Source organism: Pleomorphomonas sp. NRK KF1 (assembly GCF_023721755.1).
Lineage (GTDB): Bacteria > Pseudomonadota > Alphaproteobacteria > Rhizobiales > Pleomorphomonadaceae > Pleomorphomonas.
Genome location: NZ_JAMDLH010000002.1, coordinates 784,553 through 810,915, shown reverse-complemented (window position 1 = coordinate 810,915; position 26,363 = coordinate 784,553). Strand labels below are relative to the sequence as shown.

Below are 26,363 nucleotides of genomic sequence, written 5' to 3'. Positions count from 1 at the left end.
ACGGATCAATGCCCGCATGACCAAGGAAGAAGTCCTGGAGTTTCCAGGCGTCGTTTCGGAACTTTTGCCCAACGCGACTTTCCGCGTTCGTCTCGAGAACGACCATGAAATCATCGCTCATACCGCCGGTCGCATGCGCAAGAACCGCATCCGCGTCCTGGCTGGCGACAAGGTTCTGGTCGAGATGACGCCCTACGACCTCACCAAGGGCCGCATCACCTACCGCTTCAAGTAAGCGACGCAAGGAGGCGGCGAGCCGCCCCGGCTCGATCCGGGGTGTGGAAGGCTGTCTCCAAGCCAGCGAAGGTGAGCCCGATGACCAATCGTCCCGTTCTGGTTCTGGCGTCCGCAAGCCCGCGCCGCGTGGCTCTGCTCAACCAGCTCGGCATCGCGCCCGACCTGCTGCTGCCGGCCGACGTCGACGAGACGCCCGGCCGGGCCGAGCTGCCGCGCCGTCTCGCCCGCCGTCTCGCCCGCGCCAAGGCGGAGGTCGCCGCCCATCGCGTGCCGCTGCAGGACTATCCGGGCCGCGAGGTGCTGGTGCTCGCCGCCGACACCGTCGTCGCCGTCGGCCGTCGCATCCTGCCGAAAGCCGAAACCTTTGCCGATGCCGAGGGCTGCATCGCGCTTCTGTCGGGCCGCACCCATCGCGTCTTCACGGGGCTGGCGCTCGCCACCCCGTCCGGCCTGCGCGAAAAGCTGGTCGAGACGCGCATCCGCTTCAAGCGCCTGTCGTCGCAGGAGATGGCCGACTACCTCGCCTCCGGCGAGTGGCAGGGCAAGGCCGGCGGCTATGCCGTCCAGGGTTTTGCCGGCGCCTTCGTCGCGTCCGTGTCGGGTTCCTACTCCTCGGTCGTCGGCCTGCCGCTGCACGAGACGGCCAACCTGCTCGAATCCGCCCGCTATCCGGTGCGTGCGCGCTGGGCCGACGGAGCGATCGCCTGATGGTCGCGCCGAAGGGCCCCCGCTGCCCCAACTGCGGCGAACCGACCGATCCGGCCTTCAAGCCGTTCTGCAGCAAGCGCTGCAAGGACGTCGACCTCAACAGGTGGCTGAAGGGCTCCTATTCGATCCCCGTCGTCGAGTACGACGATCTTCCCATGCCCGACGACGAGAGCGACGGCCGCGCCTGAGCTGATGCCTCGCCGGAACGCGACGAGGTGGGTTGCTCTTCATCCTTGAAATGGCTCGCCTTTCCATTCCTTGCCGGCGTAGTTGATTTTTCCCGTCAAACCCTCTGGACAGGTCCGCGCGGACTATCTATAAGGCCCGTGCTTCGCCGTTGGACGACACCAAACATCCAGTGGATCGCGGCAAGTGCCTGAGTAGCTCAGTTGGTAGAGCATGCGACTGAAAATCGTAGTGTCGGTGGTTCAATTCCGCCCTCAGGCACCATCTCTCTCAACGGAACGTCGATAACTCAAGTCTCTGTGACTTGTGTCACTCTTTTGCTCCCCCATCGACATAAACATTCCCCTCAAAATCAGACGGGACGGCGGCCGAAAACAGAGCACATCACAGCCAAGATGCGCCCAGTGCTCAGAGGCTCACCCTGCAAGACGCGGTTCCCCACCCAAAACTGGTGCCCACTTTGCAGGAACTGCTCCGGCCTCACGCCTCTGCCGTAGCGGGAAGCCGCTCCATGTAGTCCGCCACATGGGCACAGAGTTCGGTGACGTGCGGCGCCTGAAGCATCTGTCCGTGGGTGCCGTCAATCCAGCGCAGGTCGACGCCATCCGCCACGACGTCGTTCCAGCCGTTGTTGTCGTCCCCGGCGATGCCGGGCGCGGCCGCCGTCAGAATCTTCGGGCGAACGAGCAGGACGTTCCGCGTCACGCATCTGGACGGCCTGTAGCGCACGGCAGCGAGCGCGTTGTTCTGGAACACGCCCAGCAACCGGCGCATGCCCGAGCGGTCGGCGCTATCGGGCAGCAGGTGCGAGCCCTTTCCTCTCTCGACGAGAAGATCAAGCCGCGCATCGGGCGTCAGCGGGCGGAGTGTGTCGGCATCGACAATGCCGAGCTCGGAGAACAGGGCAGCGAGATACTCGGCTTCGTCCTTGCGCAGGAGGTCGCGTACCGGGTCGGGCACGGCCACCGTGTCGAAAAGCAGGATCGCCCGCACGTCGCCGCCGACACGCAGCATTTGTTGGGCTGCCTCGTAGGCGAGAAGCCCGCCGAAGCTCCAGCCGGCCATGACCAGAGGCCCCTTGGGCAGGCGCTCCCGAAGCGCGACGAGATAGGACGACGCCATTTCCTCGACCGAGGCAAGCAACGGCTGGCCTTCCTCCAGCCCATAGGACTGCACCATGTAAAGCGGCTGATCCGGGCCGAGCAGCTCCGAAAGCGGCTGGTAGCAGAGGATGTTGCCACCGACCGGATGGAAACAGACGATCGGTGGCCGCGCCCCCCTGGCATTCAGGGCGACGACCGGCTGCCACTCCTCATGGCGGCGGCGGGCCTCGATGCGGGCCGCGAGCTGCGCCAGCGTCGGGAAGGCAAAGAAGTCGGCAAGCGGCAGCCGCAGGCCGAAAGCGCGCTGGATATCCGCGACGATCCGCACGGCGAGAACGCTGTGCCCGCCCAGAGTGAAGAAATCGGCTTCGGCGTCGATGACGTCGGCACCGAGAACGTCGGACCAGATGGCGGCGAGTCGGCGTTCGGTTTCGCTGGTCGGCGCGCGCGCCGGCCGGGCGGAAACGGCCATGGCAGGCGCAGGCAGACGGGTCTCGTCGAGCTTGCCGCTGCGGTTGAGCGGAATGTCGTCCACAGGGATCAGCCATGACGGCACCATGAACGGCGGCAGGCGGGCATCGAGCTCGGCCTTGCAGTCGGCCACATCGAAGCCGGGGCGGGGCACCACGTAGCCGACGAGCGAAGGATTGCCGCCGCCATGCGGGTCGTACGTCGTCACCGCCACCCGGCGCACCAGCGGGTAGGCGGTGATGGCCGCTTCGACCTCCCCGAGCTCAATGCGGTTGCCGCGAATCTTCACCTGTCGGTCTACGCGTCCCAGAAAGGCGATCTGGCCGTTCTGAAGCCGGCGCCCCATGTCGCCGCTCACATAGCGACGATCGGCGCCGGAACCGACGAATCGCTCTCCTGTCTGCTCCGGTGCGTTGAGGTAGCCTCGTCCGACACCAGCACCGCCGATGCGGAGCTCGCCGGGGACCCCATCGGGCACTGGCCGCCCGGTCTTGTCGCAGATATCGATTACCGCGCCATGGATCGGCTGGCCAATGGGCGGCGGCAGGGTTTGGCTCCAGCTTACCGACGTCATCACGTGCTGGCAGGCGGCAACGCAGGTCTCGGTCGGGCCGTAGGCGTTGACAACCCGGCAATCGCCATGGCCGGCGATGGCATAGAAGCGCCGCAGCAGGTCGGGCGGGACCGCCTCGCCACCGAGCAGGAACAGGCGCGCCGAACTCGCGGCGCCCGCGTCGACGAGATGGTCGACCAGCATGGCGAACAGGCTGGGCGTCATGTCGCAGAGATCGAGTTTTCGCGTCTCGATGAAGGCTCTCAGCCTGGTCGGGTCCCGCTTGGTCTCGTCGTCGGCGATATGTAGCGTGTGTCCGTTGATGAGCGTGGCGAAGATCTGCTTGACCGAGCTGTCGAATGCGAAGGAGGACACGCAGGAAACGTTGAGGCCGTGGTCTGTCGGCAAGAGGGCGAACAGGCTGTCGGCGACGTGCCGGGCGAGGTTGACCACCGAGTGATGCTCGATCATCACCCCCTTCGGGTCACCGGTGGTGCCGCTCGTGAACAGCACGTAGGCCAGCCGATCCGGAGTCAGACGGGGCAGCGTGGCGGCGGGGGCGCCCAGCGCCGCCGAGCCATGGCGGAACTTCCTGGCGGGGGGAGCCTCCGGTCCATTCTCCTGCCGGATTACGACGTCATAGGCATAGGCGGCCGGCTCGAAACCGTCCGCCTCGACCGCGCTGAAGGCAAGCTTCGGCTTGCCGCCCCGCTCGGCGGCCCAGTCTTCGAAGAAGGCGCGCGGCACGAACAGGTCTTCGGAGAAGTCCAAGAGGGTCTTCAGCCCCTCGCCGGCATGCTCGCGGGCGAAGGCATGGAGATCGCCGACATAGGCGTCGCGGCGATCAAGGTCCCAGATGCTGCCGGCGAAGATGGCGCCGCCGGGCTTGAGCAGGGTCAGCGCCTTGTCCAGAACCTGTCGCAGATAGGAAAAGCCGGGAAAGTTCTCGATGACGCTGTTGAGGACAATCAGGTCGAAGCTCGCCGGTGGGAAGACGTCGATGTCGTGGGCCGCCAGCTGGCGGGTCGTCACCTGTCCGAGGCCGTGGGCGTGCGCCCAGGTGTCGACCCGTTCCACATTGCGACGGGAAATGTCGGTGGCGACATAGAGCCCGGCCTGCGGCGCCACGTGGCGCATGGTGAACCCCGAAGCGCAGCCGATCTCCAGAACGCTGCCGTCCGAAGCCAGGAGCGGCGCCGTCTTGCGTCGGGCGTTGTCACCGAAGGCGGTCATGGCGGCGTCGGGCAGCGGCTCGCCGGTAAAGGCGCTCTTCCAGCCGCCAGCGGCGATGTCGTCGGCGGCGTCGCCGGCCAGGTGATCCCAGAGCTCGCCGGTCATCATCACGCCGGCCTTTTCGATGACGTCATCCACCCTCTCGGCATCGACCATCAAGAGGTCGCGTAGGGCCGGGCATTGCCACTGCAGGCGATGCGCGTCGCGGCAGAACGCCGCCTCGGAGATCAGGAGCGGCGCGGCGCTGAGGTCGAGGATGCGCCGCCGTCTCTCGAAGGGCAGCAGCGGGTCTATCGGCACATAGGCGGCGCCGGCCAAGAGCACGCCGAGCGCCGCAGTGACGAAACGGCGGTTGCGGCCGAACATGACGCCGACGGGCGTCTCTGGCGGCAGGCCGAGCCGGGCAACGAAGCCGGCGATGCGCCTGGCTTCGGCCGCGAGCTCGGCATAGGTCTCGCTACCCTCTTCATCGGCCACCGCGATGCGTGACGGATGGCGCGCCGCCGCTGCCTCGAAGGCCGAACCGATCGTCTCGACCCCGGTGCTTGGCAAAGCCTGGCTGGGTTCCGGTTTGGTCGTCTCAAAGTCGAGGTCGCCGATCTTCACGAACCATTCTCCCAAAGGATTCTACTCGGCAGCAACGGCTTCCGAGAAGCGAAGCAGATAGCCGAGCCAGCGATCCGCCGTGCCGGCGTCGATGATGTCGGTATCGTATTCCATGACCAGCTCACCCCGAGCGCCGCTTTCCTGCCAGTAGAGGATGAGATCGTGCTTGGCCGAGGCCGCATCGATCAGCGGGGCGAGTTCCTCGTCGAGGCGATCCGGTGTGGCCTCCGCCGGTCGGAGCGGCAGGCCGTCCGCAACCTTGTCGGCCAGAGCATCGAAGCGCTGATATTCGAAGACGACATTGACCAGCGGCTGGCGGTTCGAGCGTCGTTGCGGCGCCACATCGCGCACCAGAAGGTCGAACGGATAGTCGCGATGCTCCATCGCTTCGAGGATGGCCCCGTGTGCCGCGTCAACCAGTTCCGTCACCTCGGTGTCCTCGTCCAGATGCAGGCGCAGCGGCAGCACGTTGACGAAAAAGCCGATCAGCCCCTCCAGCTCGCGACGGTCACGGCCTGCGACGCCCATGCCGATGACCAGATCGTTCTGGCGTGTCAGGCGGTAGAGGAGAGCGGCGAAAAGCCCCAGTCCTACGGCTGCCATGGTGACGCGGCGATCGAGGGCAAACCGATGGAGAGCGGCGAGCGTCGCCTCCGGCACGGTCAGCCGGCTAGTTCCGCCCCGGTAGGATTGAGTGTCCGAAAGCGGCCGTTCGCTAGGCAGCGCGATGCGATCGGGCGCATCGTCGAGGCGGCTCCGCCAGAAACTGGCCGCCGCGCTCCAGTCGCGGCCTCGCTGCCATACCGCGAAGTCCTTGTAGGTGATCGGCAGGGGAGGAAGTGCTTCGTTTCGTCCGGTTCGCGCCGCGGCGTAGAAGGCCGACAGCTCGCGTGCCAGAAGGCGCGACGACCAGCCGTCGCCGACGATGTGGTGGAGCAGGAGCAGCACCACCACGTCGTCGTCGGTCAGCCGGACAAGCCGCGCCCTCAGAAGCGGAGGCTCATGGAGATCGAAGCGGGTGGCGATGTCGCGCCGTGCGCGGGTGACCGCTTCCGAGACCGGATCGGCTGCCTGCCGCAGGTCGTCCACGGCGACGTATGGTTCCACCACCACAGCAATGCGCTGGACGATCTCGCCGCCGATCGTGTCGAACCCGGTGCGCAGCGGCTCGTGCCGGTTTACCAGCGCGCCGAGCGCTCGTTTGAACGCGGTGACGTCCAGGTCTCCTCGGCATCGGAACACGAAGGCGATGTTGTAGGCGGCCGAGCCCCGGTCCATGCCGTCGAGTAGAAAAAGCCGCTGCTGGGCGTGGCTGGCCGGATAGACGTCGAGAACCGGTGCTGCCGGGATGACATCCTCACTTCGGCCGCCTTCTACCAATCGGGCAAGCCCGGCGACGGTAGGGTCGGCGAAGAAATCGGCCATCTTCGGCCGGACGCCCGTCTGCTCGGCCAGCCGGTTGACGATGCGGATCGCCTGCAGGCTGTGGCCGCCAAGGTCCAGGAAGCTGGTTCTCCGATCGTTGACCGGCTGTCCCAACACCTCCGAGAGGATATCGGCGACGAGCGCCTCGGCGCCCCCCTTCGGCGGCTCGATGTCGCCGCCACCCCTTGCCGACAGCGGCGAAAGGTCGCCGATCAAGGCCAGCAGCTTCTGGCGGTCCGTCTTGCCGTTGCTGTTGAGCGGCAGATCGGAAAGCTCGTACCAAAAGGCAGGGATCATGTAGCTGGGCAGCCGCCCGGCAAGCCATGCCCTGATGTCGGCGAGGGGCAGGCGATCGCGCCGCTCGGTGAGACAGGCGATGAGATGGCCTTCACTCGCTCCATCCTGGCGGAAGGCGACGGCGGCCGGCATGACACCGGGGCAGGCCTGAAGAACCTGTTCGATCTCGTCGAGCTCGATGCGGAAGCCGCGGATCTTGACCTGAGCGTCGGCGCGACCGCCGAACTCTATGACGCCGTCGGCGCGCCAGCGGGCGAGGTCGCCCGTGCGATAGAGCACGGTGCCCGGTTCTTCCGCTGGCTCCACGAACGCCTTGGCCGTGAGCTCGGGTCGGTTCCAGTAGCCGATCGCCAGACCGTCGCCACCGGCATGAAGCTCGCCCCAGACGCCGATCGGTACCCGGTTGCCGGATACATCGAGGATCCGCACCGAGCTGTTGGGCAGCGGGCGACCAATGGGCATCGACGATGCGTCGAGATCTTCGCGGCGAACGCGATGTACGCTGGTGAAGGTGGTGTTCTCGGTCGGCCCATAGGCGTTGTAGAACTGGACCTCGCTCGCCGCTTCGAATGCGAGGCGGATGTGCGGCATGCTCATGGCCTCGCCGCCCGACAGAAACGCCCTGACGCCGCTCGTGGCCGACGGATCGTGTTCGACCAGCCGGTTGAACAGACTGGCCGTCAGGAAAAGGGCGTCGATATCGAAGCGACGGATAGCCTCGGCCATCCGCGCCGGGTCGAGCTGGTCGTCTCGCGATGCGACGCAGACGCGGCCACCGTTGAGCAGGGCGCCCCAGATTTCGAAGGTCGAGGCGTCGAAGGCAAGGCTGCCGGCCTGCAGGACGTTGTCCCCCGGGCGGAGTTCGGCATAGTCGTCGCCGATCGCAAGACGGATGACGGCGCGCGCCGGCACCAGCACGCCCTTCGGCAAGCCGGTCGAGCCGGAAGTGTACATCAGATAGACCGGCTGCGATCCGGCATCGGCCGGTCGGGCAATGTCCGGCGGCTCGTCGGCGTCGAGATGGCGCGTTTCCTCGACGTCCAGCACGCCGATGCCGAGTTCGTGTAGAACCGGACCGGAGGTCGCGTCGACCACGGCCAGTCGACAGCCGGCGTCGGTGGTGATCAGGGCGAGGCGGGCGGGCGGATGTTCCGGGTCTAGTGGCACATAGATGGCGCCGCAGGCGATCACGCCCAGCACCGCCACCACGAGATTGGCGTCACGTCCAGCCTGGATCGCCACCCTGTCTCCGGGGACGACGCCGGCCGAGACCAGCGCCCTCGCCAGCCCGTTGGCTCGCCGGAACAGGGTGGCGTAACTGAGTTCCCCCTCCGCGTCCGCCACTGCGCCGGCGTCCGGCCGCAGGTCCACCTGCCGCCTGAACAGATCGTAGAGGCCAACGCCGCTCGGCAGTTCCGGCACGGCGCCCTCTTCGAACGACAGGATCCGCTCCAACTCCTCGGCGGGAAGCAACGGCAAACGGCCAATGGGCGTATCGGGTGGCAAGGAGACGAGCGCCTCAACCAGCACCGTGAAGCTGCGACCGAGCCGGCCCATGCGCTCGGCATCGAAGAGATCGGCATAATACTCGATGGTCAGGGATATCGCCGTCGGCAGATCGCGGACAAAGATGGCGAGGTCGTTCTTGCAGGCGTCTCGCGCCAGGCCCCAGATGGTCGGCGCGCCGTCGCCCGAGCCCTGGGCAAAGTTCATGTAGGACAGCGTCACTTCGGAAAGCAGCGTCCGGTCGGGCGTCGCCGGCGGCGCAAGGTCGGCGAGCAACTGACCCAGCCCGTAGGCCCGGTGGCGCAAGGCGTCGGCGTGGTCGGCATGGACGCGTTCGAGCAAGGCGCCAACCGGCATGTCGCGCGCGAGCGTTTCGCGCAGCGGCAGCAAGGTCGCCATCATGCCCGGTGTGCCGTAAAAGCCGCCGTCGTCGCGCCGGTCGGCAGGCACGGAAATGACGACATCGGCGGTATTGGCCATCCGGTGGATAAGGATCATCCAGGCGGTCAGCGTCACCGTGAAGGGCGTCACACGCTGCTGCGATGCGAAGGCGCGCAGCGCGGCGGCAGTGACGGGCGACAGCTCGAAACTGGATATCGAACCACGGAAGGTCTGGACCGGCGGCCGACGCCGATCGGCGGGCAGGTCGATCAGGGGGAGCGGCGCCTGGAAGCGATCCAGCCAGTAGCGTCGCGCGTCTTCCCGCTTCCGGCTGCCCGCGCCGTCCCTGCTCCAACGGGTGAAGTCCTTGAGCTGGCGCGCCAGGGGAGGGAGGTCGTCGCCTCTCAGAAGGCGCAACAGGTCGCCGGCCAGGAGCTCGATGGACAATCCGTCGGCCAGCGCATGATGGATGTCGATGAACAAGGCCTGCCAGCCGCGAGCCCGCACCAGTTCGAGGCGGACCGGCGGTGTGTTCATGAGATCGAACCGCGTCACCCGCCGGCGGCAGGCGTCGAAAGGATCGACCTCGTCGGTGAGATCGATCCGCGGCAACTGGACCGGGCCCGCCGGCAGGACCTCCATCCGCCAGTCGTCGCCTGACCGAAGGAAGCGGCTGCGCAAGATGTCGTGGCGGGCGATCAGGGCGGTGACCGCCGTCTCGATGGTGGGAACATCGAGGTCGTCGGGGAGGCGAACGAGATTGGGCAGGTTGTAGGCCGTACCCATGTCGGCGGCGGCCTCGGCGTTGAGCACGCCGATCTGCTCGAAGCCGACCGGGTAGTCGGAAGCCTCGGCTGCGTCGGTCGGAGCTTCGGACTTGCTGCCACGTAGCGCCTTGGCGAGATTGCCCACTGTCGCTGCGCCGAGAATGTCCGGCAATGTCGCGGCAAGCCCGAGCTCGCGGACGATGCGCTCGACGATCTGCATGCCCGAAATGGAGTCGCCTCCGAGGGCGTAGAAGTCGTCGGTCGGCGTCAGCGACGGATAACCGAGCACGTCGGCCCAGATCGAAGCGAGCGCGGTTTCGAGCGCATCACCGGCAGGCTTCGTTTGGGCAGGCGCTTCGGCCTTCCGCTGCGGCTGGGCAGCGGCTTGTGTGTCGAAGGACGGGTCGACGACAACGACCTGCGGCGCATCGGATGTCAGCGCCCGGCGCCACACCGCCACTGCCGTGGCCGGCGTGATGGTGGTCTCGGCCGATGCCGAGAGCTTGGAGCGCGCGCCCATGCCAACCTCGGCAAGCCGGCACCAGTCGATGGCCAGTGCCGGGCGCCCCCCCGCCCGGCACTGGGCGGCGAAGGCATCGGTCCAGGCATTGGCGGCCGCATAGGCAACCTGCCCCGGCGCGCCCACGAGACCGGTAATCGAGCCGAACAGGACGAAAGCCTCGACCGGGTCCCGACGCGTCAGGTCTTCGAGATGGCGAGCGCCATCGAGCTTCGGCGCCAGCACGGCCGCCATGTCGGCGTCGGGGCGTGTGGCGAGGAAGCCGCCATCGGCGATCCCGGCAGCATGCACCACGGCGGTAATCGACCCGAGTTCGGCGCGGATCGACGCGAGACAGGTGGACAACGCGGCCCGGTTCGCAACGTCGCATGCATAGATGCGATGGCGGATGCCTCGTTCGGCAAGGCCGGCGAGAAGGGCGCGTCGACGGGCCGCCTCTTCGCTTTCGCCGTCGATGTCGCCGCTTCGGCTGAGCAGCGCCAGCGCCACCTGGCCGCCGGCCGACATTTCCTCGGCCAGCGACAGCGCCAGTCCGCCGAGCCCGCCGCTGACGACGCAGACGCCGCTCTCCGGCCACCTGGGCTTGTCGGTGCCGTCCGGCAAGGGAGCCAGGCGACGCACGAAGCGCTCATCGCCTCTGAGCGTCACCACGAGCGGAATGACGTCTCTTGGAGCGAAGACTTCGAACTCGGCCGCAACGGCAAGCGCGCTCACCCGCTCGTCGAGGTCGACATAGCGAAGGGAGATGAGGGGCTCTTCGTGGGCGAAGGCGAGGCAAGCACCGGCGAGAAGGGCTGCGTCGGGACGAGTGGTTTCGCCCGCCCGTGCATGAGCGCCTTCGCCGACGGCGATCACGCGCAACGGGCCGCGTAGATTGGCGGAAAGCGCCCTCAGAGCCGCAATCGACCGCCGGAAGGGATCGTCGGAAAGATCCGGAGCCAGGAGAACGAGGCCGGCGTCCACCGCCGCGTCGTTTCTGCCGGCGAGCCGGCCCGATTTGGCAAGCCCGTCGGCGAGGCGGTCGGCGAGAGGACCGTCGCCCAGCAACAGGATCGGTGTCGCCTGAGGAGGATCGGCAAGAGGGTGCGAGACCCAGGCGGGGATGGAAACCGGATCCCGCAACCGATTGTTGAGAGCCGCGAATTCGAGGTCGCCAAGCTCCGCCAGAACGCGGCCATCATCGGGGTCGATCAGAACGATGCCCGCGGACAATGTGTTGTCGCGGCCGATCCGGCGGCGGGCATGCACCAGGAGGCGCGGCGACGGCGGAGCGAAAAAGCGAATGGCGCCCGCACCGACCGGCACGCGCGCCAGGCCATCAAGGGCGACCCCGGCCGCGACGTCGAGCAACGCCGGATCCCATTCGCTGCCACCTTTCAGTTCGGCCAGCAGCTCGTCTCCGTCTGCGCTCTGCCAACAGGCCATGCGGCGGTTCCAGCGGTCGCTGATCCTGATCGCGCCTTGCTCGGGCGAAAAGGGCGCTACCGGAACGGAAACGGGACAGGCGGCGCGCAACTCCGCAAGATCAATCCGCCCGACCATGGTCTGGCGTGGCGAGAGACGAGCTTCGGCGAGAAGCGCCCAATCGCCCCCCGGCGAGACGCGGGCGCCGAGCGACAGCATCCAGCCGTCGCCGTCGGCGCGGATATCCAGGCCGCAGCCGTCCGGAACGATCTCGTCGGGGCGGACCGGTCGTCTCCAGCGCAGGGCGCGGACTTCAAGCTCTCCGCCAAGGCCCAGCGCTCGCGCGGCGTCGAGGGCCAGACCGGGAAGCGCCATGCCGACCAGCGTCGGCCGGCCGTTCAGCAGGTGATCGGCGACCGGCCAGTAACCGGGGTTGCCGAAATCGACGGGAATGAGCCACCCGTCGCGGGTTGCCACCGGACGGCCGAGCGGTCCCTTGGCACCAAGTGTACGGGGCCGGACGGCGCCGAAATCCGGGCGGCAGGGAACACGGTGGAACGGCGTCGGCGGCAGATGGACGCGACCGGCGGGCATGTCGGACGGCCAGACGAGATCGGTCCCGGCAAGATAGGCCGCAACCGCGCGTTGCGCCTCGACACGCGTCCCTGCGACCGCCTTCTCCAGACCGGGGCGACGGCCGAGCGTCGGAGCGATATCGGCGAGAGCGCCGCGACCGGTGATCGCGAAGTCGGTCAACGCGGCGATCGCCTCGTCGAGCGTGGTGGCGACAAAGGCGAAGCGGTGCCTGAGATGGGCCCGACCTTCGGCAAGGGTGCGTGCGACGTCGGCGATGGCCGGCCTGTCCCGACGAAGACACGAGGCCAGGGTCTCGGCGGCTGGCCGAAGACGGCCGGCATCGCTGCAAGACAGAGCGATGGCGAAGTGACCTCCGATGAGCGATGGCGACTTTGACGGAGGGACTTCGAGGATGACATGGGCGTTGATGCCGCTCAGGCCGAACGAGCTGACGCCTGCCCGCCGTGGCGTTCCGCGATCGGCAAGCGGCATGATCGTCTTGGGGACGACGACCGGCGCGTGGGCGAAATCGATCTTCGGGTTGGGCGCGTCGAAGAACGGCTGCGGCGGCGCCGTGTCATGCCGCAGGCAAAGCACCGCCTTGGCGAGGCCGAGAATACCCGCGGCGGCGTCGAGATGCCCGTAGTTACCCTTGACCGACCCGATGGCGGCGAAACCGACTTCGGCCGTGTGGTCCGCGAAGGCGCTCGTCAGGCCGGCGATCTCGATCGGATCGCCCAGCACGGTGCCCGTTCCGTGCGCTTCCACATAGGAAAGGGTAGCGAGGGAGATGTCGGCCGCCTCGGCGGCGGTCCGGATGGCCTCGGCCTGGGCGGCCGGGTTGGGCGCCGACAGGCCGCTCGACGCGCCGTCCTGATTGACGGCGCTGCCGAGGATCACCGCATGTATGGCGTCGCCATCTTCCAGCGCACGCGTCAGCGGCTTCAGGAGCAGAGTGACCGCGCCTTCCCCCATACCGGTTCCGTCGGCGTCGCTGGCAAAGGCGCGCGTCCGGGCGGTGGAGGAATCGATCGCCATCCTGCTGCCGGCCTCCGGAGGCACCGGCAGCAGCTTGGCCGCGCCGACCAGCGCCGCTTCGCATTCGCCTTCGGCGAGGGCGCGGCAGGCCAGATGAACCGCCGTCAGACCCGACGAACAGGCCGTGTCGACGACCATCGCCGGTCCCCGCCAGTCGTTGAGGAAGGCGAGCCGGGTGGCGATGTTGGACGGCACGTTGAGAATGAAGATCTGCTCGCTCCGCTCCGGGAGCAGCCCCAACATGGCGTCGCGATAGACGGTGGACGGTGCCCCGCCCACGAACACCCCGACACGTCGTCCGTGAAGCGCTGCCCCGCCATAGCCGGCGTCATCGAGGGCTCGGCTTGCGGTGTCGAGGAACAGGCGCTGCTCCGGATCGAGCAACGCGGCGTCCATCGGCGACATGCGGAACCGGCCCGGTTCGAAGGCGAAGATATCGTTGAGGTAGCCGGCCTCCCGGAACTCGGATGGCGCCTCGCGGCCCATCAGCTCGAACAGACGCCGCGCGTCCTCGGCCCGTTCCGGTGACAGGCGGGCGACGCGATCGGCTGCTCCGGCGACATCGCGCCAGAAGCTGTCCAGATCTTCATGGTCTGCAAGGCGGGTCGCCATGCCGATGATGGCGATCGGCCCGGCCGTAGCGCCGGTCTGGCGAACGGTCACGGCTTCCTTCGACGCAGCGATACGGCGTGCCTGGGCGGCGATCGTCGCCTCGCCGAATAGGTCGGCAATGCTGAACACGCCCGGCCAGCGCTGATCCAGTTGCTCGTGCAGCCGGATGACCAAGAGCGAGTTGCCGCCGACGTTGAAGAAGCCGTCGGCGGGACCGAAACCGCGGTCCGGCAGGAGGCCGCGCCAAATGGCGGCAACGGCCTCCTCGACAGGAGAGGTGACAACCGCTTCCGCCGGCTCGTCGAGCGGCTTGCCGGACAGCGCCTTGCGATCGACCTTGCCGCTGGTGGTCAGCGGCAGCTTCTCAAGCTGAAAGAAGCGGGCCGGGATCATGTAGTCCGGCAGCGAGCGGGAGAGATGGGCGCCGAGATCGGCGACATCGGGTCGCCGAGTTGCGACGACATAGGCGTGCAGCTCGGTGAGGCCGCCCACTCGTTCCGGAACGACGACCGCCCGTTCGACCGCCGAATGGCACTCGAGCGCATGCTCAATCTCGCCGCATTCGATGCGGAACCCGCGTACCTTTACCTGCTGGTCGAGCCGGCCGAGATACTCGATGCTTCCGTCGTGCCGCCAGCGGCCGAGGTCGCCGGTGCGATAGATTCGCCCGCCCGCCCGGAATGGATCGGGCAGGAACCGCTCAGCGGTCAGCTCGGGCCGGTTGACGTACCCGCGCGCCACCTGAGCGCCACCGATGCAGATCTCGCCAGCCAGGCCGACCGGCGCCGGATCCCCTTCAGGGTCGAGCACGTAGATGCGGGTGTTGGCGATGGGGCGGCCGATGGGCACCACCTCGCCGTCGGTCCAGGGCGAGCAGGGCTGCCAGGTGACGTCGACCGTCGCTTCGGTCGGGCCATAGAGGTTGTGAAGCTCGGTGCCATGGGTGGCGTGAAGCAGCCGATTGAAGCGCTCGACCTGGGCTACGTCCAGTGCCTCGCCACTGGCGAAGACGTATCTCAGCCGGCGGAGACGACCGACCTCTTCCGGATGACCGTCGAGCCAGCCGAGGAAGGCCGCCAGCATCGACGGTACGAAGTGCATGACGGTGACGCCAAAGCGCTCCACCGTCGCGACGAGCTCCTCTGGGTTCTTCTCGACACCCGGTGGCGGCAGCGCCACGGCGGCGCCGGTCCACGACCACCAGAACAGCTCCCACACCGAAACGTCGAAAGTGACCGGCGTTTTCTGAAGGATGACGTCACCCGGTCCGATGGGGAACGCCGACTGCATCCAGAGGATGCGGTTGAGCACGGCGTGATGCTCGATCGCGGCTCCCTTGGGACGTCCGGTCGAGCCTGAGGTGAAGATCACATAGGCGACGTCGTCGGGTGAGGCGGTGGCGTCCACGGGGGCGGAGGCTTGATCGCAGCCGAGGGCGACGAAGCGACCTCCGGCAAACAGGGGAGCAAGCTCGGCCGATCCAAGCACCAGCGGAGCGCCGAGGTCGGCGAGCATGTCGTCGCGTCGCTGCCGGGGATGATCGGGATCGAGCGGCGCATAGGCGGCGCCTGCCATCAGGATGCCATGGATGCCGACGAGGAGGTCCGGCGATCGCTTCGCGCAGATGGCCACGACATCACCGGGACGGACGCCCTCTTCGCGCAGTCGTTTGGCGGTGGCGGCAGCCCGACCGGCAAAGCCGGCATAGTCGAAGCTGCCCTGATCGAACAGAACAGCCGAGGCGCCGGGCGCTGCCGCGACCATGTCCAGGAATGGCTCGGGAATCGTCCGGCGCACCGGCAGGGGATGGTCGGTGTCGTTGAAGCCTTCGATGACGCGACGTCGCTCCTCGTCGTCGAGAAGCCGTAAGTCGCCCAATGGGCGGGCCGCATCGCAGAGAACCGCGTCGGCCACGACGAGCAGTCGTCGGTACAGATCGTCGATGGTTTCCGGCAGGAACAGGTCGGCATCATGCTCGACCTGAAGACGGATGGCGTCTTCGCTTCGCTGGAAATGGAAGGCGAGGTCGAACTTGGCGAAGGGGAAGGAGACGTCGACCAGCCCGACCGAGACTCCCGGCAGCTCGGGCACTCCGGGTGCACCGTCCTGCCAGGTGGCCATCACGTCGAAAAGCGGGTTGCGGCCGCGATCGCGGACCGGAGCGACCGCGTCGACCAGGGCCTCGAACGGACAGTCCTGGTCGGCCATGGCAGCCAGGCAGTCTCGCCGAGTTGTCGCCAGTAGATCGCGGAATCCGAGGCCGGGATCGAGGCGCGCGCGCAGCACCAGCGTGTTGACGAAGAACCCGACCAGATCGACGGTTTCCGATCGCCCACGCCCCGCCACCAGGGTTCCGAGAGCGAAGTCGGTCTGGCCTGTGTAACGTTGGAAAAGCGCCTGCAGAAGCGCGAGTGCCACCATGAACGGAGTTGCGTTCTCGCATGCGGCGAACTCGTCCAGCCGCTGCGTCGTTTGGGCCGGTAGGGTATAGGTGGCAAATCGTCCGTGGAAGCGCTGTGTCGCCGGCCGCCGGCCGTCTGTCGGCAGGGCGAGCGGTTCGGGCGGCGGAGTGAGTTCGGCGGCGCGGCGGGCGATCAGGGCGCGGCCCTCGTCGGATTCGACGAACCCGCGTTGCCAGGCGGCGAAGTCCTCATAGTGGCGCGAGAGCGCGGGCAGGCGCAGCGCCGGACGGCCCAGCTCGCGGGCATAGAGACTGCCGAGATCGCGCAGCAGGATCGGCATCGACCACCCGTCGCAGGCGGAATGGTGGATCGACACCACCAGGCGCCAGCGGCTCGGCCCCAACGTGATCAGCCGGGCTCGAACCGGCGGTTCGTCCTCAAGGCAAAAGGCGATCGACGCGTCGGCGGCGGCCAGCGTGTCGGCTGCGGTGACGGGATCTGGTTCTCCGCCGAGATCGGTCTGGAGCAGGCGGAGGTCACCGGCGGGAACCAGCCGCTGGCAAGCGCCCACGGGATCGTCGGGCCGTCGCACGATGCGCAGGCGCAGGGCATGGTGGCGGTCTTCGAGCGCCGTCAAGGCGCGCTCAAGTGCCGGGACGTCGAGCTGACCTTCAAGATCGAGCGCGCCGCAGACGTTGTAGACGGCGGCGTCGGGATAGAGCCGCTGCAAGACCCAAAGCCGGGCCTGGCCGCTCGACAGCGGGAAATCCGGTCCCTCCGCCCGAGGCAACGGCAGCGAACCCGCCGTCGATGCCTCGACAAGTTCGGCAATCCGCTCGACCGTGCGCGCGGCGACGAGGTCCTGGATCTTCGGCCGGACGCCGGTCTCCTGCTCCACGCGGGCGGCGAGACGCATGGCGAGCAGGCTATGGCCGCCAAGCCGGAAAAAGTCGGCCTCGGCGTCGATGACCGTGTCGGGGAACAGTTCGCCGAAGAGGCGCGCCACCAACCGCTCGGAGTCCGTCGCGGCGGCCCGCCCATCGGAGGGTGTTTCCTGTTCGGCCACCAGCGCCAGCAGGGCCTTGCGATCCTTCTTGCCGTTGGCGGAAGCCGGCAAGACCTCGACCGTGACGAAACGGCCGGGTAGCATGTAGTCGGGCAGGCGGTCGCGCACGGCCGCACGCCAGCGCTCGATGTCGGTTTCGCCGCTCGCCACGAAGGCGACGAGGTTGCGTCGGTCACCTTCGCCGACCGCCAGCACCGCCGCGTCACGCACGCCCGGCAGCGCCGACAATACGGCTTCGATGGCGCCGATCTCGATGCGATGTCCCCGGATCTTCACCTGGTCATCGCGCCTGCCACCGAATTCGAGCACGCCGCCTTCGGTCCAGCGCACCACGTCGCCCGTGCGGTAGAAGCGCTCGCCGTCGATCTCGGGAAAGGCCCGTTCAGTCAGGTCGGGACGGCCGACATAGCCAAGTGCAAGGCCATCGCCGCCCGCATGAAGCTCGCCCCAGACCCCGATCGGCTGGGGCATGCCGCCGCGACCGAGCACAAGGGCGCGGCTGTTGGCGATGGGCCGTCCGATGGGGATCGAGGATGCGCCGAGATCGCCGCGACCGATCGGATGCGTGGTCGTGAAGGTCGTGTTCTCGGTCGGGCCGTAGCCGTTGACGAGACGAAGGTCGGGACAGGCCGTCATGACGCGCGCGACATGCGTGGGGCTGAGTGCCTCGCCACCGGAGATCAGCTGACGCAGTGAGCGGAATGCTGCCGGTTGTTCGTCGGCTACGCGATTGAATAGGGTCGCCGTCAACCACATCACGTTGACGGAATGGCGCAAGAGCGCATCCCGCAACGCGGCCGGGTCGAACAGCGTCTCGTCGTCAATAAAGGCGAGCCGGGCGCCGGCAAGCAGCGGAGCCCATACCTCGAAAGTCGCGGCATCGAAACCGAGAGGCGCAGCCTGCGCCACCGTATCGTGGGGCGTCAGCGCGACATAGTCGGTATTGATGACCAACCGGGCAATGGCGCGATGCGGCACGAGAACGCCCTTGGGTTCCCCGGTCGTTCCGGACGTGAACATCACGTAGGCCGGATCGTCCCCGCCCCGGGCGATGCCGTCGAGACGCGGCGGAGGCACGGGATCGTCTCCCCCGATGTCGACAAACGCGGCCTGAAGTCCGTCAAGCCGCCGTCTGGCCGTTGCGTCGGCGATGATGCGGGTCGCTCCGGCGGTTGCCATCAGCCGGCGGACGGCATCGGCAGGCATGCTGCCATCGATGGGCATGTAGACGGCCCCGGCCTTCAGTATGGCCAGTTCGGCGATGACCGCCTCCGGCCCCCGGCCGGTCGCCAGTCCCACCACCTCGCCCGTCGCGATACCCTCGGCGATCAGGCGTTGCGCCGCCATGTCGGACCGTCGGTCGAGCTCGTTGTAGGTGACGACGGCTTCGTCGGTCACCAGCGCCGGTCGATCGGCCTGGCGGTGGGCAACCTCTCGAAAAAGGTCGGCGATCGACCGGTCTTCCGGATAGGGACGGGCGGTGTCGTTGAACCTCCTAAGCTCGGCTTCCTCGTCCTCGGTGAGGATGGGCAGTTTGGCGATCGACGTTTCTGCCTGTTCGACAGCGGCCTGAATCAGACGCTCGAGGTGGCCGGCCATGCGCTCGATGCGCCGACGGCCGAACTGGCCGGCATCATACTCGATGCAGAGCTTGCCGACGGTCCCGGCGCTTCGCTCGAACGTGAACAGCAGCGGAAATTTGCCGGCACCGACACTGGACGTCTCATATGTGAATGCTACCGAGGCGGCTTCTTCGACGACCACGGCCGCGTCGATGAGGGCCGGCGCCGCCGCCGCCATCGCCATTCGATGCAGGCGAGCGTTGGGGACGTCCTGATGGTCCATCACCGCCGACACTTCCTCGGAGACCGCCTCTGCGAGACGGCCGAAGGTCGGTGCCGACAGCGCATCGACGATCACCGGCATGACCGAGGCGAAGCAGCCGACAACCGATGAGGAGTCCGCCTCGATGCGGCCCGAGAAAGGTACTCCCAGCGAAACGAGCCCGCTGTTCTTGTAGCGCCCGAGCAATGCCGCGACAAAGGAACAGCACAGCGTGTTGACGGTCGATCGCGCGCCGAGCTTGCGCAGGGCTGCCTGTGTTTCCGCCGAAAGCTCGACGACGAGCCGACGGCCATCGACGGCGCCATCGGCCATGCCGTCGCGAGGGAGTTCCTCACACGTGGACAAGCGCGCGATACGCGGTCCCCAGAAATCGTCGAGGATGGCGTTCCGCCTCTCGTCGAGCGCGGCGAGACGCCTGTGAGCCAACTGGCCTGGTGAAACCGCGATCGCAGGCAAATCGGGCCGGCGCCCATTGTGGAGAGCACTGACGGCCGCTCTTACCTCCGAAGACAGGACGGCGCAGGACATGCCGTCGAGAATCAGATGATCGACGGCCAGAACGAGATGGTCACCATCCGCTCCGAGGTGAGCCAGATGGAAACGGACGAGCGGTCCATTTCGCAGATCAAATGGACGGGCGGCTTCCCGAATGAAGATTTGCTCCGCCGTCGCCTTCGGATTCTCGGCATCGACGATATCGTGCACCAGAAGAACAGGCGCTCCGGTCGGCAGAACCCGCTGAAACGTCCTCCCGTCCTTTTCTGTGAAGACCGTTCTGAGCGCCTCGTGCCGGTCGATGATGTACTGAACGGCCTCCTTCACCACTTCTTCGCCAACAGGCGGCAGGGCAATGGGAAAGATGATCGTGTAGGCCACGTCATCCGGCCGGTCGAGGCGGGCGAGCCAGATAGCTTCCTGTGCGGGGGACAGTTCCTGAAGCAGGGGGGCTGTCGCCTCGGCGGAGAAATGAGCCAGCAGATCCGCCTTGGCCTCGCGAACGCGCTGTTTGAGATCGGGCGTGAAGGCGCCAGCCGGGGCCTCGAACCCGAGGTTGTCGCCGTCTGCCCACAAGCGGATGCCACGCGTGGACAGATCCAGAAGGAGGGCCTCGATACTGCTGGAACCGGCTGGGTTGCTGCGCATCAGATCGTTCCGCGTTCCAGGTCGAGGGGCGCCCCCTCAAGTAGAATGGCCAACCGGCGAGGCGTGGTCTCGGTCAGAACCTGCGCGGTGGAGACCGGCATGCCAAGTTCTTCGCTGAGGCGCGCGGCGACGCGCATGGCGGTCATGGAGTCGCCGCCGCAAGCGAAGAAGTCGATGTCTTCGGCGACATCCGGTATGCCGAGCACGTCACGCCAGACTGACAGAATGGCGATCAGGGCCGAGGGGCGAGGGGCCGTCTTGCCCATGGATGCCACCGGCGCGGTGACCCTGCTCCCAGTTGGATCCACCCACAGACGCCGACGGTGGAAGGGATAGGAGGGCAGTGCAACTTTGCGATGCGCCCCGGGCGAGATGGCTGCCCAGTTGGGTTCGATGCCGCGGACCCAGAGCCTTGCCACCGCCTCCCGGATGCCGGTGGTCTCGTCGCCGACGCGCGGCGTCGCGGTGACGACATCGGCTTCCGGGATGCCCGAGGCTCTCGCCAGGCGTGTCAGGACTGAGCCCGGACCGACCTCGACGAACAGTCCGGCGTCGGCTGAGAGTTTCTTGACGCCGTCGGCAAAGCGGACGGTGCCGCGCAGATGACGAACCCAATAGGATGGATCGGTTGCTTCGCCAGCCGTGATCCACCGGCCGGTCAGGTTCGAGATGAAGGGGATATCCGGCGGGCTGAGCCGGACCCTCGATACCGCGTCGCCGAACGCATCGAGAATCCTGTCCATCAGGCAGGAGTGAAAGGCGTGCGAAGTGTTCAGCCGCCGTCCGCCAAGCAGGGCTTCTGCGCGTGCCACCGCCTCTTCCGGTCCCGCCACCACGCACTGGCGCGGTCCATTGACCGCCGCGAGCGACAGCCCGTCGGCTGTTCCCGCGCCAAGATCGGCGATCCGGGATAGTGCCTCCTGTTCACCGAGCGACAGGGCCAGCATCGCGCCGCGTGGCGTCGACCCCATCAAACGGCCTCGCACGGCGACAAGACGGAGCGCATCCTCGAAGGACATGACCCCGGCGACGCAGGCGGCGACCAGCTCGCCGATGGAATGGCCGGTCAGCGCAACCGGCACCACGCCCCAGCCGATCAACAGCTGCGCCAAGGCATATTCGGTCACGAACAGGGCAGGCTGGGTCAGCGCCGTCTCGGCGAGCTGTCGAGCGGCCTCCGCGTCGTCGGGCGCCGCCAGCAACAGATCACGAACCGATGACGCCCCGGTGCCGGCCAGAACGCCGGCCGCCTCATCCAGAATGACCCGGTAGGCCGGCTCGGTCCGATAGAGGTCTGCGCCCATGCCCGGCGCCTGGGTGCCTTGTCCTGGGAAGGCGAAGGCGACCCCCGGCGCTCCCTTGCGGCACTCGCCACGGAGGTCGGGTTTGCCCTTGAGACGAGCCGACGCGTCCTCGGCTGATCGCGCGACCACGGCCAAGCGATGGGCCATCCGTCTCCGGCCCACCTGGAGGGTGAAGGCGGCGTCGGAAAGCCGGGGGGCATTTTGGGTGCCTTCGAGGCTGTCGGCAAGGCTGTCGGCCAAGCGGTCGAGACTTTCGTCGTCCGCTGCCGACAGGATGAGGATCTCCGGGCTTTCCACCGGCGCAGCCGATGCGGACAGCCGGCCGGCGGGCGGCGCCTCGACGATCACATGGACATTTGTCCCGCCAACGCCGAAAGAACTTACGCCAGCGCGCCGTGGTGTGCCGTCGGGCCGGCTCGGCCAGGGTTCCGGCGAGGCATTGACGCGGAACGGACCGGCCGCGAACGGAATGCGGGCGTTGGGGGTCTTGAATCCGACCGTTGGCGGAACGATGCCCTCGCGTATGGCGAGGATCGTCTTCATGAGCCCGGCCAGACCGGACGCCGTATCGAGATGGCCGAGGTTGCCCTTGACCGAGCCGAGCAGTATCGAGCCGGCAGGAAGGCCGGCGTAGGCTTCATTGAGGCTCGCCACCTCGATGGGGTCGCCAAGGGCGGTTCCCGTTCCGTGACCCTCGACGAAACCGATCGAGGCGGGATCGACTTGCGCATCGGCGAGCGCCGCGGAGATGGCGGCCGTCTGTCCGGAAACGGAGGGCGCCGTGAAGCCCGCCTTGTCGGCGCCGTCGTTTGCGACGCCAATGCCCCTGATCACTGCGTGAATGCGGTCGTCGTCGGCCTCGGCGTCGGGCAGGCGCTTCAGGAGAACCGCCACGGCTCCGCTGCCGCCGACCGTGCCATCGGCTTCGGCATCGAAGGGGCGGCAGCGCCCGCTGGGCGAGCCTATGCCGCCTTCGACCGCATGGTAGCCCCCAGCTGCGGTCAACCCCAGCGAGGCGGCTGCGACCAGCGCGGTCCTGCACTGGCCGCTTCGCAAGGCCTGAACGGCCAGCGTCAGGGCGGTAAGGCCCGTGGAGCAGGCGGTCGCCACCGAAATCGCCGGACCGGTAAGGCCGAACTTGTGGGCCAAACGAAGCGATGCGTAATCCTTGTCGGATCCGATGACCGTCGCGTAGCGCTCGGCATCGAACCGGCCGTGGATGCGGTCGAACAGGTTGTCGAAGACGTAACTGTTGAAACCCGTGCCGGCGAAGACCCCGACCGGCCCCTCTCGGCTGGGGTCGCAACCCGCGTTCTCCAGAGCGTGGTGCCCGACCTCCAGAAGCAGGCGCTGTTGCGGGTCGATGGTTGCCGCTTCGCCGGGCGTGTAGCCGAAGGCACCGGCATCGAAGCCGGCGATGTCATCAAGCCGGGCGTGGGTGCCGACATATGCGGCACTGCCGAGAAGCTTTGGATCGAGGCCGGCCATTCGCAGTCCGTCGGCATTCGCGTCCGTAAAGGGAGCACGGCCGTCGACAAGCAATCGCCAGAGCGATGATGGGTCGTCTGCCCCGGGCAGGCTGAACGCCATGCCGACGATTGCAATGGCCTTGTCGATCGCTTGCGCCGGTTCAGCATAAGCCTCCACGGGGCGTGACACGACGAAATCGGCGAGATAGGCGGCCAGCGCGTTGATCGTGGGATAGCGAAAGATGTCGACGGCTGCCAGATCGCGACCGGTCGCGGCCGACAGACGGGCCTGAACCCTGGGCACCATGAGCGAATGGCCGCCGAGCTCGAAGAAGCTGGCGTCGAGATCGATGTCTTCACGTTCGAAAAGCTCGGTCCAGACCGAGCCGATCAGCCGCCGCATGCTGGTGAGGCGACCGTGATCGGCGAGCGTGCCTCTTGGCCCGCGACCGTCGGGTTCGTCTTCAGGCATCTCGTCCGCTTTAAGCGATGCGCGGTCGATCTTGCCTGACGGCTGAAGGGGCAGACGCTTGTGACGCACCCACTCTCCCGGAATGGCCGCCGCTGGCAACAGGGAAGCGAGTCGCGACTTGAGTTCGGATGGCGAGGCCGTGCCGGCGAAATGGGCGACAAGACGAGCGTCGGCACCGGTGCGGTCGACAAGGACGGCGGCTTGGTCGACCCCGGGCAGACCGGACAAAATCGCCTCGATCTCGCCAAGCTCCAGTCGCTGGCCACGGATCTTTACCTGCTCATCAAGGCGCCCCCGGTAAAGGATCCCTCCGTCTTCCTTCCAGAAGCCGCGGTCGCCGGTGCGGTAGAGGCGCTCTCCCGGCAGAAACGGATCGTCGATAAAGGCTTCGGCCGTTCGCTCCGGCTGCCCCAGGTAGCCGCGCGCCAGGCCGTAGCCGCCGATCGCGATCTCGCCGGCCACGCCAATCGGAACGCGGCGGCCATCGGCGTCGAGGATGCGGAGGCGATAACCCGGCATCGGCCGCCCGATGGGAGGTTCGCCCGCCGTGGGATCGACCAGAGTTCCGGTTGCCTCAATGGTCGCTTCCGTCGGCCCGTAGAAGTTCCAGATTGCCGTGGGCTTCAGCATCGCCGCAGCCTCGCGAGCCAGATCCGCCGTCAGTCGCTCGCCTCCCAGGACAAGGCGCTTCAAGCCCGGCACGCCCCCATGCGGCGCGGTCGGCAACAGGCTCGCCAGCATCGACGGTACGAGATTGAGATGGGTGACCCGCCGCGCCACCGTTTCCTGCCACATGGCTCGCGCATCGATGACTTGCAGACGCGAGGGAATCCACAGCCGCGCGCCGACAAGAAGCGCACACAACACCTGCTCCTGCCACGGATCGAAACCGATGGAGAAGGTGACGGCTGTCGTCTCGTCCTCGGTCATGCCCAAAAGATTCGACAGGGACCGCATTTTCGTTGCGAGCGCCCGATGCGTGATGCCCACCGGCTTGGGGCGTCCCGTCGAGCCCGATGTGTGATAGATGGTGGCTAGCCTGTCGGGCGACCAGCGCGTGCCACCGGTCGGGGCCACGTCCGTCTCGCCCGGTGCCAGATCATCGACAATGATGACGCGGCGACCGCTGTCAGTCGGGAGTGCGGCAACGGAAGCTCGGTCGGCCAGGACCAGCCGACAGCCGATGCCATCCATCATGCCGGCGAGGCGCGCCGGTGGCTGGATAGGATCGAGCGGCAGCGCCGCGCCACCAGACATCAGAGCACCGAGAAAACCGGCGATTTGCCGCGAGGTTGGGGTCAGACACAACCCGACTGGCTCCTCGGGGCGGATGCCCTGGCTGGCAAGCTGCCGGGCGATGGCGCAAGCCAACGCCGAGAGTTCGCCGTAGCTTGTGTCGCCATTCGTATCGACAACGGCGATGGCGTCTCCCCGGCGCACGGCCTGTTCGAGAAAGAGCTCGTGGATCGGTCGGTCTTCGAGCGCTGCCTCCGGGCCCTCCTCCCAACGAATGATGTCGGCGAGTTCGCGCCCGCCGGTGCCGGGCAGATCGCCGATCGGAGCATCCGGGGCCGCCACGGCTGCCGACACCAGCGTGACGAACCGATCCGACAGCCGACTGACGGCTGCCTCGCTATGGACGTCGGGATTTCGGCGCCAGACAAGAGGCGCCGGACGCCCGTCGATGTCGCTGTGCGTGGAGTCGAACTGAAGACCGATGTCGTCCACGGGACCGCTGGCCAGCGTCGTACGGATCGAGATCAGGCCTTCGAATGAAGCGGCCCGAGGGAAATCGACCGGATTGAAGATGGCTGCCCGGGAATCGCCGTCGCTCCAGGGCGCGATGGAGGCCTCGCGCATGTGGGGAGCGCCCATTCGCATGTGCCGGAAATCACCGCGCAGACGGATGGAAAGTTGCTTCACGAGGTCGGCGAAAGACTTGGCTTCGTCGAGCCGGGCATGGATCGGCACGACAGACGTACAGAGGCCGACGGTATTCCGCTCGACGCGTCCCTGGCGGTTGAGAAGCGGTATAGCGGCGACCGGGCAGGACGTATCGGCTGTGCGTCCTAGCAGCGCCAGATATCCCGCCAGCAGCACGGTCGAGGGTGTTGTTCCAAGCGCATGGGCGAACGCTTTCACCTCGTCGACGAAGCCGAAGGGGAGTTCGCTCGCAAGATAAGGCGCCGTGTCTGTGGCTACGACGGACGCTCCCGGATGGAAACGGCTGGCTGGCGCATCCGGAAGGAGGCGCGTGCGCCAATAGGCTGCGTCCCGCTCAAATTGCCTGGAACCGGCATAAGCCGCATCGGCGGCGATGAGATCGATATAGCGCCCCATAGAGGAGGGCGGGGGCGGCGCCTCTCGCAGCAAGGCGTTATAGATATCGGCGACCCGACGCACCTGCGCGGCGCTGCCGAAGCCGTCGTTGATGAGGTGATGGTTGATGCGCAGCCACCAGTGTCGCTCGGGGCCGAGCCGGATCAGGCGATGGCGAACGAGCGTCTCGCCGGAAAGATCGAACGGGCGGGCCACGACGGCGCGGCATTCGGCGAGCGCGGCGTTCTCCGGTGTGCTGCCGTAGTCCTCGGCATCGGACACGTCGACATGCAGGAACTCGCCGGCCACGGTCTCGAGCCTGAGGCTGGGGATACCGTCACTGTCGAGGATGCGGAGCGCGCAGGCATCCGCTTCGGCATCCGCCATGAGCGCCGCTCGCCGAAGGAGTTTCGGGCGCAACGGTCCGTCGAACCGGATGACTTCGGCGAGATTGTAGGTTGCCTTGTCTGGCCGGGATCGACTATCGAGCCAAATGGCGGCTTGTGGTGCCGTTAAGGGAAAATCGCCAGCCAACTCAATAATCTCCGCCCCGCAAGGAGCCTACCTGCTCCTTCCCGATTTCGGCAAGAGGGAACATGCTCAATGTTCACAACTGCCGATCCCCGTACCGTGCCTTGAAGCCTGAATCCTTTATCGTTTTTAGACACGCGATCTGGTTCCACCATTGCGCGACGCTTGCTGCCGAATATCTCGCGAGCG

The 26,363-nt window shown here is 67.2% G+C and carries 6 protein-coding genes and 1 tRNA gene; 4 read left to right on the top strand and 3 right to left on the bottom strand.

Annotation, left to right across the window (positions count from 1 at the left end):
* The first annotated feature begins 16 nt into the window (after positions 1–16).
* The 4 genes from infA (at position 17) to M4J39_RS08970 (ending at position 1,395) form a co-directional block, all read left to right on the top strand.
* Positions 17–235, top strand: coding sequence for a translation initiation factor IF-1 (infA, locus tag M4J39_RS08985; RefSeq protein WP_026784394.1), 219 nt, complete (start codon positions 17–19; stop codon positions 233–235).
* 80 nt (positions 236–315) lie between these two features.
* Positions 316–945, top strand: coding sequence for a Maf family nucleotide pyrophosphatase (locus tag M4J39_RS08980; RefSeq protein ID WP_251727464.1), 630 nt, complete (start codon positions 316–318; stop codon positions 943–945).
* Entirely contained in the window at positions 945–1,133 is a 189-nt protein-coding gene (locus tag M4J39_RS08975; protein ID WP_251727463.1) for a DNA gyrase inhibitor YacG, read from the top strand. Before M4J39_RS08980 ends, M4J39_RS08975 begins: the two co-directional genes overlap by 1 nt.
* 186 nt (positions 1,134–1,319) lie before the next feature.
* Positions 1,320–1,395 (top strand) — tRNA-Phe (locus M4J39_RS08970).
* A gap of 216 nt (positions 1,396–1,611) precedes the next feature.
* Here the strand turns inward: M4J39_RS08970 and M4J39_RS08965 are convergent.
* From M4J39_RS08965 to M4J39_RS08955, 3 genes are read right to left on the bottom strand one after another with little or no spacing between them, the layout of a single operon-like run.
* Positions 1,612–5,097, bottom strand: a complete 3,486-nt coding sequence (locus tag M4J39_RS08965; protein WP_251727462.1) for an AMP-binding protein — start codon at positions 5,095–5,097, stop codon at positions 1,612–1,614.
* 21 nt (positions 5,098–5,118) lie between these two features.
* Positions 5,119–20,079: a non-ribosomal peptide synthetase gene (locus M4J39_RS08960; RefSeq protein WP_251727461.1), complete on the bottom strand. Its 14,961-nt coding sequence runs from the start codon at positions 20,077–20,079 to the stop codon at positions 5,119–5,121.
* Positions 20,079–26,177 (bottom strand): non-ribosomal peptide synthetase/type I polyketide synthase, encoded by a 6,099-nt coding sequence (locus M4J39_RS08955; RefSeq protein ID WP_251727460.1) that lies wholly within the window; start codon positions 26,175–26,177, stop codon positions 20,079–20,081. The genes M4J39_RS08960 and M4J39_RS08955 overlap by 1 nt, the downstream gene beginning before the upstream one ends.
* Positions 26,178–26,363 lie beyond the last annotated feature (186 nt).

Bases quoted from the DNA above. Each gene is read 5' to 3' on its own strand.
- infA (WP_026784394.1), top strand. From the start codon at position 17: ATGACCAAGGAAGAAGTCCTGGAGTTTCCAGGCGTCGTTTCGGAACTT.
- M4J39_RS08980 (WP_251727464.1), top strand. From the start codon at position 316: ATGACCAATCGTCCCGTTCTGGTTCTGGCGTCCGCAAGCCCGCGCCGC.
- M4J39_RS08975 (WP_251727463.1), top strand. From the start codon at position 945: ATGGTCGCGCCGAAGGGCCCCCGCTGCCCCAACTGCGGCGAACCGACC.
- M4J39_RS08960 (WP_251727461.1), bottom strand. From the start codon at position 20,079: ATGCGCAGCAACCCAGCCGGTTCCAGCAGTATCGAGGCCCTCCTTCTG.